This window comes from Clostridium sp. KNHs205 (assembly GCF_000702945.1).
Classification (GTDB): Bacteria; Bacillota; Clostridia; order Lachnospirales; family Lachnospiraceae; genus Anaerocolumna.
On the sequence record NZ_JNLE01000005.1, the window covers coordinates 1,129,809 to 1,144,948 of the forward strand.

The 15,140-nt window shown below is 35.9% G+C and carries 12 protein-coding genes; 3 read left to right on the forward strand and 9 right to left on the reverse strand.

Going from position 1 to position 15,140, the window contains the following annotated elements:
• Window positions 1–479 precede the first annotated feature (479 nt).
• Window positions 480–1,595, forward strand: coding sequence for an IS110 family transposase (locus BR73_RS0124480; protein WP_033164370.1), 1,116 nt, complete (start codon window positions 480–482; stop codon window positions 1,593–1,595).
• Window positions 1,596–2,279: 684 nt separating this feature from the next.
• Here BR73_RS0124480 and BR73_RS0124485 read toward each other — a convergent pair.
• Window positions 2,280–3,395, reverse strand: coding sequence for a M20/M25/M40 family metallo-hydrolase (locus BR73_RS0124485; RefSeq protein WP_033168408.1), 1,116 nt, complete (start codon window positions 3,393–3,395; stop codon window positions 2,280–2,282).
• A 122-nt stretch (window positions 3,396–3,517) separates the two neighbouring features.
• A complete protein-coding gene (locus tag BR73_RS0124490) occupies window positions 3,518–4,960 on the reverse strand; it encodes an aspartate ammonia-lyase (RefSeq protein WP_242860768.1) in 1,443 nt (480 codons plus the stop codon).
• Window positions 4,961–5,350: 390 nt separating this feature from the next.
• Between BR73_RS0124490 and BR73_RS0124495 the strand changes: the two genes are divergently transcribed.
• On the forward strand, window positions 5,351–5,815 hold the full coding sequence (locus tag BR73_RS0124495) for an Lrp/AsnC family transcriptional regulator (RefSeq protein ID WP_033168939.1): 465 nt from the start codon (window positions 5,351–5,353) through the stop codon (window positions 5,813–5,815).
• A 51-nt stretch (window positions 5,816–5,866) separates the two neighbouring features.
• Here the strand turns inward: BR73_RS0124495 and BR73_RS0124500 are convergent, their stop codons facing one another.
• Complete coding sequence (locus BR73_RS0124500; RefSeq protein WP_033168409.1) at window positions 5,867–6,487, reverse strand: HD-GYP domain-containing protein; 621 nt, start codon at window positions 6,485–6,487, stop codon at window positions 5,867–5,869.
• Between the two features lie 94 nt (window positions 6,488–6,581).
• Window positions 6,582–6,899: a cyclic-di-AMP receptor gene (locus tag BR73_RS0124505; protein WP_033168410.1), complete on the reverse strand. Its 318-nt coding sequence runs from the start codon at window positions 6,897–6,899 to the stop codon at window positions 6,582–6,584.
• Between the two features lie 359 nt (window positions 6,900–7,258).
• Here BR73_RS0124505 and BR73_RS0124510 point away from each other — a divergent pair, with 359 nt between their 5' ends.
• Window positions 7,259–8,134 carry a radical SAM protein gene (locus BR73_RS0124510; RefSeq protein ID WP_033168411.1) on the forward strand — a complete coding sequence of 292 codons (876 nt, stop codon included), beginning with the start codon at window positions 7,259–7,261 and terminating at the stop codon, window positions 8,132–8,134.
• A gap of 157 nt (window positions 8,135–8,291) precedes the next feature.
• Here the strand turns inward: BR73_RS0124510 and BR73_RS0124515 are convergent, their stop codons facing one another.
• From BR73_RS0124515 to BR73_RS28955, 5 genes are all read right to left on the reverse strand, one after another.
• Window positions 8,292–9,578 (reverse strand): hypothetical protein, encoded by a 1,287-nt coding sequence (locus tag BR73_RS0124515; RefSeq protein WP_033168412.1) that lies wholly within the window; start codon window positions 9,576–9,578, stop codon window positions 8,292–8,294.
• Between the two features lie 92 nt (window positions 9,579–9,670).
• Window positions 9,671–11,860, reverse strand: a complete 2,190-nt coding sequence (locus tag BR73_RS0124520) for a hypothetical protein (protein ID WP_033168413.1) — start codon at window positions 11,858–11,860, stop codon at window positions 9,671–9,673.
• A complete protein-coding gene (locus BR73_RS0124525) occupies window positions 11,857–12,648 on the reverse strand; it encodes an ATP-binding cassette domain-containing protein (RefSeq protein WP_242860754.1) in 792 nt (263 codons plus the stop codon). The genes BR73_RS0124520 and BR73_RS0124525 overlap by 4 nt, the downstream gene beginning before the upstream one ends.
• 11 nt (window positions 12,649–12,659) lie before the next feature.
• The gene (locus tag BR73_RS0124530; RefSeq protein ID WP_033168414.1) at window positions 12,660–14,189 is read right to left on the reverse strand and encodes a DUF3502 domain-containing protein; all 1,530 of its coding nucleotides are present in this window, start codon (window positions 14,187–14,189) and stop codon (window positions 12,660–12,662) included.
• 54 nt (window positions 14,190–14,243) lie between these two features.
• On the reverse strand, window positions 14,244–14,651 hold the full coding sequence (locus BR73_RS28955; protein ID WP_156034937.1) for a hypothetical protein: 408 nt from the start codon (window positions 14,649–14,651) through the stop codon (window positions 14,244–14,246).
• Between the last annotated feature and the right edge of the window lie 489 nt (window positions 14,652–15,140).

The following is a 15,140-nucleotide window of genomic DNA, read 5'->3' on the forward strand; positions in this document are numbered from 1 at the left end:
GTAGGTTTATTGCGCTCAGACAGTGGCACTGGCTTACCTAGGAATATTCACTGGCATTTAAGTGTCATAAGGAACCTCTCAAGGCAACCCTGCCAAGCAGCCCCCCTAATCATCTGGTTACTTGCTTGGCTAGCCTTATCTGTTCATTGTGAAGGATTTAGTTAATAAGGTTGGATTGAAATTTATTATAGATTGTTTTAATAATGCCCAAAATTAAGAATTAGGGGTTACTGCTAAATCATATTTGCTTCGGTTTATATTTCTTATTTCATTTGCAATTTAGATTTGAAATTAAAAATCTTGTTTCTATACAAGTTCAGGCTAATTACACAAAGCAGAAAGAACGAATGCGCCTATGGGAAGGCATTAGACAATATGTAGTGACCACACATTTGCACCATCGTGGATTTACCTATATACTATTACTTGCTAAGAATAATGGTGATAGGAATTACCGCATACAAAAGGAGGCCACTACAATGAATAGTATAGTTTATATCGGAATGGATGTCCATAAGGAAAGTTACAACCTTTGCTGCTACAGATTTGAGGAGGATAAACTTCAGTACCACCAAAAGATAGCTCCTGATTATAGGCAGGTTCTAAAATATCTGGAGCAGGTAAGGGCTCGTTTTACAGACGATGTAACCTTTGTTTGTGGATATGAAGCAGGATGTCTTGGCTATACGTTATATCATCAGCTGACAGACCATGGTGTTAAATGTATCATACTAGCACCGACAACCATGGGAATAACTAATACAAACCGGGTTAAAACAGATAAAAAGGATGCAGGTAATATAGCCAGATGCCTCGCATTTCACACCTATAGTGCGGTGCATATACCAACGGAAGAGGACGAAGCGGTAAAGGAATATCTCCGTATGCGTGACGATAACAAGAAAGCATTAAAAATCGTAAAACAACAGATTCTGGCGTTGGTTCTCCGGCAAGGGTTTCATTTTACAGAGGGTAAAAACTACTGGACCCTTAAGCATATAGATTGGTTAAAATCTTTAAATCTGGGTGGCCTTATACAAGAAAGTCTGGAGGAATATTTTATTACCTACGAATATCTTACCGATAAAATTGCAAGGTTTGACCAAAGAATAGAGGAACTGGCTTGCGGTGAGAGGTATCAGGAAAAAGTGAAGAAGCTTCGTTGTTTTATAGGTGTAAAAACACATACGGCATTATCTGTTGTAGTTGAGACAGGCGATTTTGTGCGATTCGCCAAAGCAGAAAAATATGCTGCCTACCTGGGACTTGTACCCGGGGAAGATTCCAGTGGAGAAAAGCAGAAACGAATAGGTATTACCAAAGCTGGAAATTCTCATATCAGAAAGCTTTTAGTAGAATCGGCACAAAGTTATACAAGAGGTGCCATCGGACATAAGTCGTTAGATCTAAAGAGAAGACAGAAGGGAAATTCTGCACAAGTAATAGCCTATGCAGATAAAGCGAACGAAAGACTCCGAAGGAAGTTTTACAGGATGACATTAAAAAATAACACGAATCGAAATGTAGCAGCAACAGCAGTCGCTAGAGAATTGGCTTGTTTCATATGGGGTCTGATGACAGATCACATGGCATAAAAAGAGATATGTTATCTGGCAACTCCGGTCAAGGCTGCTTCGCACCGCTAAAGCGGCAAGAGACCTTGACAGGAGCCGCCGGATAACATGCAGGGTAGTTAAGCAGATGTAAGGCAGACTATGTCAGCTTTCCATCTGCCCAACCAACGACTGAGGACATATGGAAGAAGCTTTAGAAAACATTTATGGTTCGAGTTATCTACGGGACTTCTATGTGACATTGTAATAAAATACTTTGATTCACGCCATTAGACAGTAGAACTCACGGCGGACCATTGACCTGTGGTAACCAATCCACGTATAACAGAGTGGTCAAAGCCGGAAGCTGTTACGTCTAAGGCTTTTTCCATATGCTCTCAGACATTGGAAAACCCAAAAGTGATTTCTTCAAAATTTACACTTGACAAAAGTCACTACATAACAGAAGTCCTTTTCTCTGAATATTTTGTGCTATATGATAAAACAGATTGTTTGAGCGAAGCGAGTTATCTGTTTTATCATATGTCAAGCACAAAATATTCAGAGAAATTAGGACTTCTTATGCCTTGAAATCGAAGCATGAGTTTTTTCTGCTTTGTGTAATTAGCCGTCCCCTTGTGAAAAACTGCCTTCTAAAAAAGCCGGAATCTTTAATTCCGGCTTTCTCTGGCACTTTTATATATATTTATGTCCATTATAATTTCTTCATTTAGCTGAGGTTATCAATTTTATCACTATTTCTGTGCAGCGATCCAGGTCATCGATATGTGTGTATTCTTTGGTAGAGTGGACACTGTTCATTCCGCAGGCCATTACGATACCGGTAATGTTGTTGCGTACAAAATTATTGTTATCACTTCCGCCAAAGGTTTCTATATAGTTAGTCTTTATGGATAGTTCCTGGCAAGCTTTCTCGTAACGCTGTACTACCGGATCGCTCTCCAAGGTCTCGTAGGAGAGGCAGCCGAAGGTGGTCTCAAAGGTTAAGATGGCTTTTGCTTTGTCTGCGGCTTTCTGGAAGGCCTGTCTTATTTTCTCTGTTTCCTCCAGGGCTTTTTCATGACGAAGGCTTCTTACTTCTCCTTTCAGTATGCATTTTTCCGGTACGATATTTCTGGCGAGTCCTCCCTCTATCAGGCCTATATTAACGGTCGTTTCTGTATCGATGCGACCCATTTGTATGGCAGTTATTCCTTCCCCTGCTGCTTTTATGGCGTGTATGCCTGTTTCGGGAGCAAAACCTGCGTGAGCGGCTTTTCCGGTAAAGACTGCTTCTATGGACACTAAAGTGGGTGCTTTTAAAGCTGCGGTTCCTATTTCGCCGCTTAAATCCAGGACATAGGCTTCTTTTGCTTTTATTTTTGAATAATCGAATACATCAGAGCCTTTCAGATATACTTCTTCTGCTATGGGGAACAATACTTCTATACTGCGGTGAGGCAGTTTCTGCTCTTTTACGGTTCTAACAGCTTCTAAGATAGCTACGACACCGGACAGATCGTCTGCTCCCAACACAGTGGTCCCATCACTGGTTATGGTTCCGTCAGGGTGTACAACGGCTTTTTTATTTAAGGCAGGTTCTACTGTATCCATATGTGCAGATAGCAGAATGGGCGGTCCGTCTATTTCACCCGGTAAATATCCGTAGAGATTACCCGCATTTCCGCCGTATACTTTTCCTGCTTCATCTTCTGTTACAGCAAAACCCAAGTCTGACAGTTCTTTCAATAATACATCCGCCATTTCCCGTTCTCCAAAAGACGGGGAATCGATGGATACCAGCTTTACAAATTCATTTATGATACGCTCTCTGTTTGCCATATCTGTCTCCATTCCTGTATTCTATTTTAGGGCTTCATATTAAATCGAATCCTTTAAATCGAATCCTTGGCTCAATTTATGCTTTCGCTTCCTTATAAATGTATCACAGGTTATGGTATTCTTCAATATGAAAGAGAAATTTCCTTGTTTTCATATTTGATTTGAGGGTTTAAGGTCATTGGAAATAAATCAAAGATCTTTTCTATTTCTTTTTCTGATAATACTCCTTCTTCCCTTACAATGTCTTTCACTGATACGCCTTTCTTCAAGGCAGTTTTTGCAATTCTTGCAGCTTCTTCATAGCCTGTTACCGGACAGAGTGCGGTGGCTACGGACACACTGTTATCTAACAATGCTTTGCAGTGTTTCTCATTTGCAGTTATTCCCGTTATACACAGATTTGTAAGGGTAAATGCTGCCTGACGCAGAAGCTCCAGGGATTCAAACAGATTATAAAATACCACCGGTTCAAAGGCATTTAATTCCAGCTGACCACTGCCGGCTGCCCAGGTTACAGCCGCATCGTTCCCTATTATCTGAAAGGCTGCCTGATTTACGACCTCTGGTATTACCGGATTTACTTTACCTGGCATGATGGAAGAGCCATTCTGCAGCGCCGGCAGATTGATCTCACCAAAGCCGGTTCTGGGACCGGAGGATAACAGCCTTAAGTCATTGCTGATTTTAGACAGATTAACGGCACAGGATTTCAAACAGCCTGATACCTGTACAAATCCATCAAGATTCTGGGTTGCATCAAACATATCTGCTGCCTGTTTATAATTGTGAGTAAATAGCCTGTTTAAATTTGGGATGATATTTGAGTAATAATATGGACTGGCATTGAGACCGCTTCCGATTGCAGTTCCGCCAAGATTAAGAGTCAGCATCTCTTCCCCTGCTAATTTCAGCCTTACTATATCACGGTTAATTGCAGTGGAGAAAGCTTGAAAGGTCTGACCCAGACGCATTGGTACTGCATCCTGTAACTGGGTCCTGCCCATTTTAAGAACATGATCGTATTCTTCTGCTTTATTTGATAAGGCTTCGCTTAATTTCTTAAGTTCTGCCATAGCTTTTACTAAAAGTTCCAGTACGGTCATCTTACCGGCACTTGGTATAACATCATTGGTGGATTGTGCCATATTAACATGGTCATTTGGATGTATTATGGAATAATTGCCTTTTATACCTCCCAGAAGTTCGATTGCACGATTGGCTATAACCTCATTGGCATTCATGTTGGCAGAGGTTCCGGCTCCGCCTTGTATGGCATCTACAATAAATTGATCCCTGAAACTCCCCTTTATGATTTCTTCGCAGGCTTTTATAATACTTCCTGCCTTTTCTTCCGGTAGAAGCCCCGCTTCATAATTCGTTAATGCCGCAGCTTTCTTTATCTTTACCAGATTTGCTATGAACAATGGATTAAGAGGTCTGCCTGTCATTATAAAGTTATTTCTTCCTCTTAAACTCTGAACTCCGTAATAAGCATCTTTTGGTATAGCCATACTCCCCATTGAATCGGCTTCTATTCTCATAATTCTGTCAACCTTCCCTTTCATAATGTCATTCTCTATTTTCCATCTGGTTGATTCCCGGTCTAATATCTCTTCCGGCAAATTACACAGACTTTTATACTTTTTTCCAAATAGTTCATGCAAATGAGAATATCACCTTTTTCGATAACCGTAAATAGGGGTAAATGACTTTCGAATTTATAAAAATTATTTAAGGTAATGACAAAATAAAATAATGATTTTGGTCTGATTTATTTCGATTCTTCTTAGGACGTATTTGTAAATTTAATAATGTAGTTTATTGTCGTTTTGCGCAACTTCTTAATTTTTCTTAATATTATAATGTTTGAACGGATTCTTTCTTGCATTGAAGGTCTCTTTATTTTATAATATTAAGAAATGTAAGGAATAACTTTAATGAAAGCAGGTATACATATGGATCATGTAGACGAACATATACTGGAAATCTTACAAAAAAACGCAAGAACACCCCTTAAAGTGATAGCAGACCAGGTCTTCTTATCATCTCCTGCCGTTGCTGCCAGAATTGCAAAATTGGAGAAGGACGGAATTATCAAAGGATATCATGCAGAGGTTAACTGGCTTAAGCTTGGTTACCATATAACAGCTTTTATCAACCTGGAGGTTGAACCCATTCAAAAGGTTGAATTCTATCCCTTCATAAAATCCTGTCCCAACGTGATTGAGTGTAACTGCGTAACCGGACATTATGCCATGCTTATAAAAGTTGCATTTCCCAGTACCATGGAGCTTGATTCTTTCATCGGTCAGATTCAGAAATTCGGCCGTACCAGTACCCAGATTGTATTCTCCACAGCAGTAGAACACAGGGGGATTCATTGCACCATGGTGTCAGATGAATCCCCCCTTACAGAGTAGAGCAGTCGTTGTACTGCCATTATGTAATTGTAAATATATATTGCTGAACTATTATTCATTGTTTAACCCGATAAAGGGTTTGATTGCTTCTTCCCAATGCTCCAGAATATACTTCCCGATAAATGGGTCATACATAAAGCCCAGGTTCTTTTCAATCTCATTATAGCACTCTTCAGGTGATAATATTGAACGGTATCTCCTCTCCGTTGTCATGGCATCTATGGAATCACAGATGGCAATGATTCTGGAACCTAAGGGGATATCGTTTCCTTTTATACCCTCCGGATAACCGCCTCCGTCATAACGTTCATGATGATGAAGAACGATTCCGCTGATTTGCTTCATTCGTTTTGACTTATTTAAAATATCATATCCAATTCGTGAGTGCGTCTTAATGACTTCCCATTCTTCTGGTGTTAACGGCCCCTCTTTATTGAGGATAGCATCCGCTATGCCAATCTTACCGATATCATGAAGATGCGCTGCTATATGAATTTCATTGGTATCACTATTACTCAGTCCAATGATTTCACAGATTTTCTTAGCCAGCTCACTTACTCTCCAGGAATGATTCGCAGTGTATTTGTCCTTGGCATCCATAGCTCCAGTAATACACTCTATTATTTCATGGTAATCTATGTAGTCATCTGCTTTGTTGTCTGCTATACTCATCCTAACGTGCCTTTCCTTTGGATAATGCCTATCCACAACACACCAATTGTACTAAATTTTATCATATCAGGCAATATTTTTTTATGACTTTTCCTTATATTCTTTCAAATCTATCAACATCGGTTACGAAAATAATAGCTCCGCCAACATTAACCATAACCTGGGTAGAATAAAACTCTGCAGATCCTACGGGATTGGAAATAATCTGCTGTCTGGGTCCGCATTCTTTTTTCACCAGTTCTATTACCTCATCCACTTTCTCTTCCTCAGTACCAATCAGTAAGGTAGTATTACCTTCTCTTAAGAAACCTCCCGTTGAAGCAAGTTTCGTAACATAAAAACCTTTGCTGTTTAATCCGTCTGTTACCCTCGTGCTGTCTACATTCCGTACTATTACATAAATCAGTTTCATTGTAATCCCTTCCTTTCTATACGCTTTATTTTCTCAAGGGCTGTAGCATTACAATCCTATTATTGACTTATCCTGTTACTGTAAACATGGTATGTGAATAAATGTTCGATAATTTAATTAAAACTCTTAATCTAAATCTTAAAATATCTTATATATCTGATAATTTAAAAATTATATCTGTATTATATTATATTTTATACCGAAAGTAAAGTTTTAAGCACAACTTATACCTCTAAGTTTGTAAACCGGCTTAATATAAGTAAGTTAATATGCCTGCTCTGCTGATAACCTGACACACTGCTGTCACATTAAACCTGTTATAATAAATATCATTTATCAGAAAGGCAGCGGTCCCCTCAATGCATTTTAAAGAATATAAATCGATACTTTCTCCCCAAAATGGAATGAACATATACAGAGGCTGCACTCATGGCTGCATTTATTGTGACAGCCGCAGCACTTGTTACAAAATGGAGCATGCCTTTACTGATATCGAAGTAAAAAAGAATGCACCTCTTATGCTTCTAAAAGCCTTATCCAATAAACGAAAGAAAGCAATGATTGGAACCGGAGCAATGACAGATTCTTATATTCCTCTGGAGAAAGAATTAAAGTATACCAGAAAATGCCTGGAGGCTATTGACCACTATGGCTTTGGACTGGCAATCCAGACGAAATCTAATTTGATATTACGGGATCTGGATCTGCTGACCTCTATTAACCGTAAGGCAAAATGCGTGGTACAGATAACTCTTACTACCTATGATGAAGCTCTGTGCCGCCTCCTGGAGCCCTATGTCAGTACGACCAAAGAACGTTTTGAAGTATTAAAGATACTACGGGATAACGGTATCCCAACGGTAGTATGGCTGGATCCTATTCTCCCTTTTATCAATGACACCAAAGAGAATCTTATGGGAATTCTTGATTATTGCATTGAGGCAAAGGTTTATGGAATTATATGCTTTGGAATGGGTCTTACCCTGAGAGAAGGAAGCCGGGAATATTTTTATGAGAAGCTGGAGGAACATTTTCCAGGACTGAAGGAAAAGTATCAGAAGAAGTATGGCTACGCTTATGAGCTATCCAGTGATAACAACAAAGAACTGATGGAGATTTTTTATACCGTCTGCCGTAAGAACGGGATTGTAACCGGAAACGACAGACTTTTTGAATACCTTCATACTTATACGGAAAAAGAGGTCTATGATCAGCTTACTCTGCCATGGGAATAGCAAAACTACATATAAATCTTATTGAACTCTTATTATTATACCATAATAGCAATTGGAATAAACATTCTCATATCTATAGTATGGCTTAGCAAACATTCGTTTAATACTGTTTGAAGGTTGACAGTGAAGATAAGCCATACATGATATGATATTTAAACTATTTACTGTTTTTCTTAAAGTAATGCACTTCAGCTGGATTATCTTCTAAATAATCAGTATATTTAATCCATCCTAAATTCTCCAATGTTTGTCCTGAATCAGGAATGATTAATATTATTTTATCACCTATACAACCATAAGGGAAAATGCTAAAGTCTTTTAGCTCATCTATCTCTATCATTTTGTTGCTTATTGGATCATATACACTTAAAGACAATACCTTATTTCCGCTATTATTATACTGTGGGAAATAAATAATCGCATTATAGCGTGCTAAACTTAAATTACCATAACTTTCGTTATCAAAATTTTTTTCTTGTAAAAGAGCTTTTGTATTAATATCATAAGATGAAAGCATAGTATTATATTTTCCATTAGCCATATTAAACTGATAAGGCATTGCATTAATCCTACCTTTTGAAATTGCAAATTGTATATTATCATAATAATCAAAGGTCATCTCTGTATACTCATCTAAAAACAAATCCTCCGTATGTGTCTCTATGTTAACCTCCAAAAGAGTCACTCTCAAAGCATCTTTAGATTTTTTTTGCAAATCTTCTCGTGCCTCTATATCCGTAAGATCACCAACTGTCATAGCTGTTGTACTATAACTATATACATAATAAAGTTTATTTTGCTCAACACCGATAAAATCAATCAATACATGATATCCTTGCTTTTCAGGAAAATACCATATTTTACCACTTTTAATATTGACTTGGGCATACAGCTTCGTTGAATAACGTTCGCTTTCAGAATTTATTGCCTCCTGCGTATCATCATATTTTCGTAAGGAAAGAAATGTATAACCTTTAGTGAGCACCAATGAATCACAAGAGTCATAACCTTTAAAAGTTGCCAACACCTTTGACGTAGCTCCGTCAGTCGAAGATTCGTGCAGTGTTATAGACCATTTATAGTCCGTGTTGAAATCATATTTATATGTAGTGTAATATAATTTTTTTTCATAAAGAGTTATATTTTGAGCCTCAGTTTCATGAACTAATGAATAGGCAAAGCAAGAATTATCTTTATGTTGACATTGAGGTTTTGTGCAGAAAACAACCTCATTTGAGCTTTCAAAATCACAAAAGTACAACACACCATTTTCGCCGCCTCTCCTTAACAGACCGTATTGAGAGTAGCCCCCAAAGTAATTTGTATATGAAGTTACATTAGAATAATTCTTAGGAGCGTACCAAAAATAAGAGAGTGTTGATGCAATTAAAAAAAGAACTATAATTGAAAGAGTAACCATTATTTTTTTATTTCGTTTTTTCATATCTAAATCCTTCCCTAATGGCAAATTAATTCTCTCTATTAACAGCTTTCCCGTTTAAGAATAATTGTAATTCTCAAAAAGTATAATTATAATCACGCATTATTACCTCCTTTTTCGAACTTACTAAAAAGTCGAAGAACAGAGTACTTTCTTATTCCTCCAGAAAGATAATACCCTATATAAAAGACAAGGATATCAATTATTAGAAGAGGCAATATAAAATGCAAACCATGAAAATGGCTCGATAAAACAGATGACAAAAGGAAAAAGTTAACAGGATAATATCTCGTAATCCTTAAACCTATTATAAATAATAATAACGGTACAAGAAACACAACAAATAATGATATGGAGTAATTTATTATATTTTTACTGGTATGAAATGATAAGACAAACAAACAGATAAATATAATTACAAGAAATTTCACAAAATATATGTACGCCAATATCCCCCATAATGTAAATGTTTCAACACTTGAAAAAAGAGTTAATGATTGTGCCTGGGCGTTTAATAGTGGCAGTCCGTATACCCTGCTTATTCTAATAAAATCAGGCAGATATGCTATTAAAAATACAAAGATACTGACAATTAATCCTACCAATACCTTATTTACAAATATTACTCTTCTTCCCTTGCTGGTCGCTTCTATTAGAAATCTCATATCCCATTCGCGTATATATAATGCTGAGATTATGATAAGAAGAATAGCAACAAATGAATTTGTGGTATCATTTGCATGCGAATTGTCAGCAAATAATTCGTTATAGCCTGTTTCATATAGTAGACTCCCCTTAGATGGTAAACTTTCCAACCTATCTATCACTTTATTTATCGCTGCGATATCATTTTCCTTTCCTCCTGCAAGCCTAAGATTGCGTTCTTGTAATGCCCATTCAAACTGATTTGATTGTTTTACAGCCTCTTCCACAGTAAGTCGGTATGCTACCTCATCCGGTGTTATATTAATAGGATATATATATAGTTTAAATAGTTGCATTAAAAAGACAACTAACATTACAATCAATATTTTATTCATAACCATTAATCTCCATAATTCGTGGCGAAATAATGATACTATCCTTCCGCTTGTTAATGCATGTTTTTTACAGCTGTTATAGTAGACTAATTTAAACTGATATAAAGTAATAAATCGAAATAGTATACACAGTGCTATCATCCAGCAAATCAATGCTACATAAACAAAGTTTACAGGATAACCAAAAATGTTTAGATTTATATAGGTAGCTATATATACTGATGGTTGTAAAAAAAATAAGGGATTTATATATTTAAAGAAATTGAGTGCTGAAAATGGAGAAATAATATTATATAGCACTAAACATATTGCTAGAATCACAGCTGTATATAAAATTGCTTCCAACTGTCCCTTTGAGTATTCACAAACCAGCAAAATAATAAATGTAATGAGTGTGTAAATTGCCAATTTAACAACGTAAATAATAACAAGAGATTGCAAAACGTTGATTTTATATGGTGACGTTATATAAACGGATTGTATTGGACGAGTGAGATCTCCTAAACCATAATAATAATTAGAAAAAATTATTTGTACAACAGACTGTAATGATATTATAATAACACAAAAAATTACTGCAACATGAACCTTTGACTGCATTAATACCTTTCGTCCATTTACAGTAGAACATATAATTATAAAATGAGCTTTTTCACTTACCACAAGTTTTATACATAGAAAAAAGAGTCCGAAAAAGATAAGCAAATCCCACTGCGGTGATTTCATTATAGAAATAATACCAGCATTTTCGTCAACAGTCGGAGATATATCGGATAATTTTTCATAATCCTTTGCAGTTTTTAAAATATTCCTGTTATAGAAGGAAGCACTATTGGAAAAAATCGAAATTTCTGATAATCTATTTGCTGTTTTCTGAATGTCAGACAAATATTCTTTATAATTCAATATACTTTCTGCTTCATTATATACGTAATTGAATAACCTATATTCCTCGTAGCGGCTATCTGTAAAGCTAACCTTGATATTATTATCACTATTAATCAGGTTATTTTTTAAATGGTCCAACTGACTCTTATAGTAAGCTATAATATCAGGCTCTTTAGCTACTTGAGACTTTAGCATTTTATAACTGTCAGGTAAAAATAAAGTATAGCCCTTGTCGTCGGTAAACCTATGTTGTTCACTAAAGAAACATAATATAATACCTGCAACCATTAATAACATCATAAAAATAATATTACCTCTGGTTAAAACCCGTCTTAACTCGGCCACAAAGACATTCATTCCCACTCCTCCCCGAATAATGCCATATATAAGTCCTCAAGACCTTTTTTTTGTTCTGAAATAATACCTTTTTTTAAAAATTCATCAACAAGTACAGTCATTGATCCTTTTGCAAGCAACTCTCCATTATGAAGAAACAATATCTCATCAGCAATTGTTTCGACATCTGATACCACATGTGTTGCAATAAGAATAATCTTACCGTTGCTTACGGATGAAATTAATTTTCTCATACGAACGCGCTCTTTTGGATCCAACCCTGCAGTAGGTTCGTCTAAAATAAGAATTTCAGGACTACCCAATAATGCCTGTGCAATTAGAACACGCTGTTTCATACCACCAGATAATGCACCTAGCTTGTACCTTTTGAAAGCCTTTAAGTTAACCAAAGCAAACAACTCATCAATTTGTTTTTCTGCCTCTTTTCGTTTTAAACCTTTCAAGGCAGCCATATAGAACATAAATCTTTCAGATGTCATATTCTGATAAACTTGCTGTTGTTGTGGCATAAAACCAAGTTTTTTACGCCATTTTTCTCCCATAAAAATAATATTTTGTCCATCACATAATATTTCACCATTATCGGGTTTTATATTATCAACAAGAATATTCAGCAATGTTGTCTTACCTGCTCCATTTGGTCCTAAAAGAGCATAAATACCCGGAGTTAATATAGTATGAAAGTTTGTTAGAGCTTGCTGCTTTCCATAACTTTTATTAAGATTAGAGAATTCGACGATTATTCTGATCACCTTGTCTTTCTCACAGACCTGTCTGCTACTTCCCACAGTTTAATCTGTTAATTTCTTTGATATTTGCTTTTCCATTCTGCTAATTGACGGTTGACTTCCTGTACTAAATCATCAATTCCTTTATTTTTCAATTCCATTACAATCTTATTAATTGTTGATTCCCAGTTACTATCCAATCCTATCAATAATCCTGTCGATTGATCGTATTCACTATCTTTTGTAATTATATGACTTACTAAAGCATTTTTTATAATCGTATTAATATTATATATTTTATCTTCCCATCCCCGCGTATCAAAAGTGAACCCGGTCAATGATGACGTAACTGCTTTACTGATGTGATCCATATAGATTTGCTTTTTGTCTGATGGGTCATCAAATGCTGGTGAACAGAAGTAATACAGTCCAGTATACCATGGAAGTAAAAAGTTGAATGAATGAGCAGATGTTTCGACTACTCTTCCATCTTCTGTTCTCTCAAAATCCACACCTTCCTTCCCATACACTAGTGCATCTGCTAATTTTAGATCTGTAAGTGCAAGAGCAATAAGTTCTATTGCTTTGTCCGGATACTTAGATGTTGATGAAATACATAGTGCTGTACTCATTGATGGGACAATGGGACTGGTTGTGCGGTACAAATCATAACCTGAAATTGTTGTAATTCCATCAAATATTGATCCAAGTACCTGTACAGGCTTTTCTTCATAAGGTGCTGTAATATCTGGGTTAATATACCCTTCCTTTACTAATTGAGCTGCTTGGTGAATTGAATTAAGAAAAACGGGATCTTCGAATACATTAAATGCTCCTCGCTCTTCATCCACAGCGATGGCCGCATCCAAAAATGTGTAACCTAAAAATTCGATCCTCGATGCTAAATCATCGCTCAAACTTAAGGGATACTTGTTACCAATACCTTTTAGATCCGATAATAAATCAATACATTGTTCCATATTATACTCTGTGTCTGTCTTTGCTATTTTGTCATTCATAAGTCCATGCTTAACAAATATTCCACCTGTAGTTGATATACCATTTCCTATAGCCAATATACCATTAATTTTCCCATTAATACGAAGTGAATTCCAATAGGTATCACTAAATAGATTAAAGATAATTTTCCCCTCTTCAGTATCGATATAATCCTCGAACGGCAGAATAAATCCATTCTGGTATGCCTGCATATGACTGTTCGTAATTCCATCGGGATATCCACGATCTGTTGTATTTCCACTATAAAATAAATCAACATTTTTACCGCTCTTTATATAATCTGTTAATGCTTTACAATAATCCGTGGCTTTTCCTACTGTAATGTAATCAACAACAAAATCCATACCTTTTGATGATAGTATTTCATTAGCTGCATCCTCAAAGATTTTTTCATTCGTTCCTTGAAAAGTATAACTAGGCACAAGAATCGACAAAACATTTTCTTCAGTTTTTAAATCCTTATCATTACTAGTGTAATTGGTTGATTTGTTATAGAACAATTTTATAAAGAAGAATGCTGATAGTAACAATACTAGTGATAAAATAACAATGATTATAGCAATTTTCTTGTGATTCTTCATTATTTTCCTCATCCTCATTCGTAGTTGGTGGGTTTGGTAACTCCTTATAGGATATTATTGATTATGTAAAGCAGCAGTTTGGGAATAACCATTTACCCCTGCATAATGGGAAGAATCTGATGCAGCTGCCCGCGTATGTGTAGCATCAGGTGCAGTAGTACTAGTTGAGCAGGAAGAAGAACTAGCAGTTGCCATTGTTGAATTATAATTACTATTACTTGAAGTTTTAGTATCAGTAACGTTACTTGGTGTACACCATAGTGTTGTTAAACTAACTGATGTTCCCCCTGTAAAGGCGGTCGGTGCACTTACAGATGATGATGCTGTCGTTAGTCCACAGCTAAAAATATAGTTAGCTCCAGCAAATGTACCTGAGGATGTAGCTGCTAATGGTGTTACTGTTAGAAATAAAGTCAGCATAGTCACTATCGAAGCAATAGCTAAGATTTTTGATTTTTTCATAATAAAAAACCCCCAAATTCTTTATTTTTTTATTCCAAAAAGACGTTACCTTTACCCACACATAAGAGTTATAAATTCTGATTAAACATATATATTATTGTCTAAAAATAATTCAAAAGATAATAAATTATTAATAAAATTATATGTATTGACTGCTTGGGGGGGGGTCTACTACATTTAAAGTATTACACCAAACCATAAAAATGAATATACTACTATCCAAATAGTAACATGTACTATTGTAATAGTCAACATTTTTTTACATATTTTTTATTACTATGTAGCTCAGGTGTACAAAGAGACAAAAAGTTATATTTAACTATGTATGAATGTATAATTTAGTAGAAAATATGGGTGTAAATCTTAAGTAAATTTACATAAGATTTACACCCATATGAATGTTATTAGGAAACCCAGTTCATAAATTACAATATAGAAGAACAATTTTGTGTACCAACTTATTATCTACAAGTGAGCTGCCTTTTGATA

Coding starts and splice junctions, on each gene's coding strand:
- BR73_RS0124510 (WP_033168411.1), top strand. CDS start 7,259: ATGCATTTTAAAGAATATAAATCGATACTTTCTCCCCAAAATGGAATG.
- BR73_RS0124495 (WP_033168939.1), top strand. CDS start 5,351: ATGGATCATGTAGACGAACATATACTGGAAATCTTACAAAAAAACGCA.
- BR73_RS0124485 (WP_033168408.1), bottom strand. CDS start 3,395: ATGGCAAACAGAGAGCGTATCATAAATGAATTTGTAAAGCTGGTATCC.
- BR73_RS0124490 (WP_242860768.1), bottom strand. CDS start 4,960: ATGAAAGGGAAGGTTGACAGAATTATGAGAATAGAAGCCGATTCAATG.
- BR73_RS0124520 (WP_033168413.1), bottom strand. CDS start 11,860: ATGAATGTCTTTGTGGCCGAGTTAAGACGGGTTTTAACCAGAGGTAAT.
- BR73_RS0124500 (WP_033168409.1), bottom strand. CDS start 6,487: ATGAGTATAGCAGACAACAAAGCAGATGACTACATAGATTACCATGAA.
- BR73_RS0124530 (WP_033168414.1), bottom strand. CDS start 14,189: ATGAAGAATCACAAGAAAATTGCTATAATCATTGTTATTTTATCACTA.
- BR73_RS0124505 (WP_033168410.1), bottom strand. CDS start 6,899: ATGAAACTGATTTATGTAATAGTACGGAATGTAGACAGCACGAGGGTA.
- BR73_RS28955 (WP_156034937.1), bottom strand. CDS start 14,651: ATGAAAAAATCAAAAATCTTAGCTATTGCTTCGATAGTGACTATGCTG.
- BR73_RS0124480 (WP_033164370.1), top strand. CDS start 480: ATGAATAGTATAGTTTATATCGGAATGGATGTCCATAAGGAAAGTTAC.
- BR73_RS0124515 (WP_033168412.1), bottom strand. CDS start 9,578: ATGAAAAAACGAAATAAAAAAATAATGGTTACTCTTTCAATTATAGTT.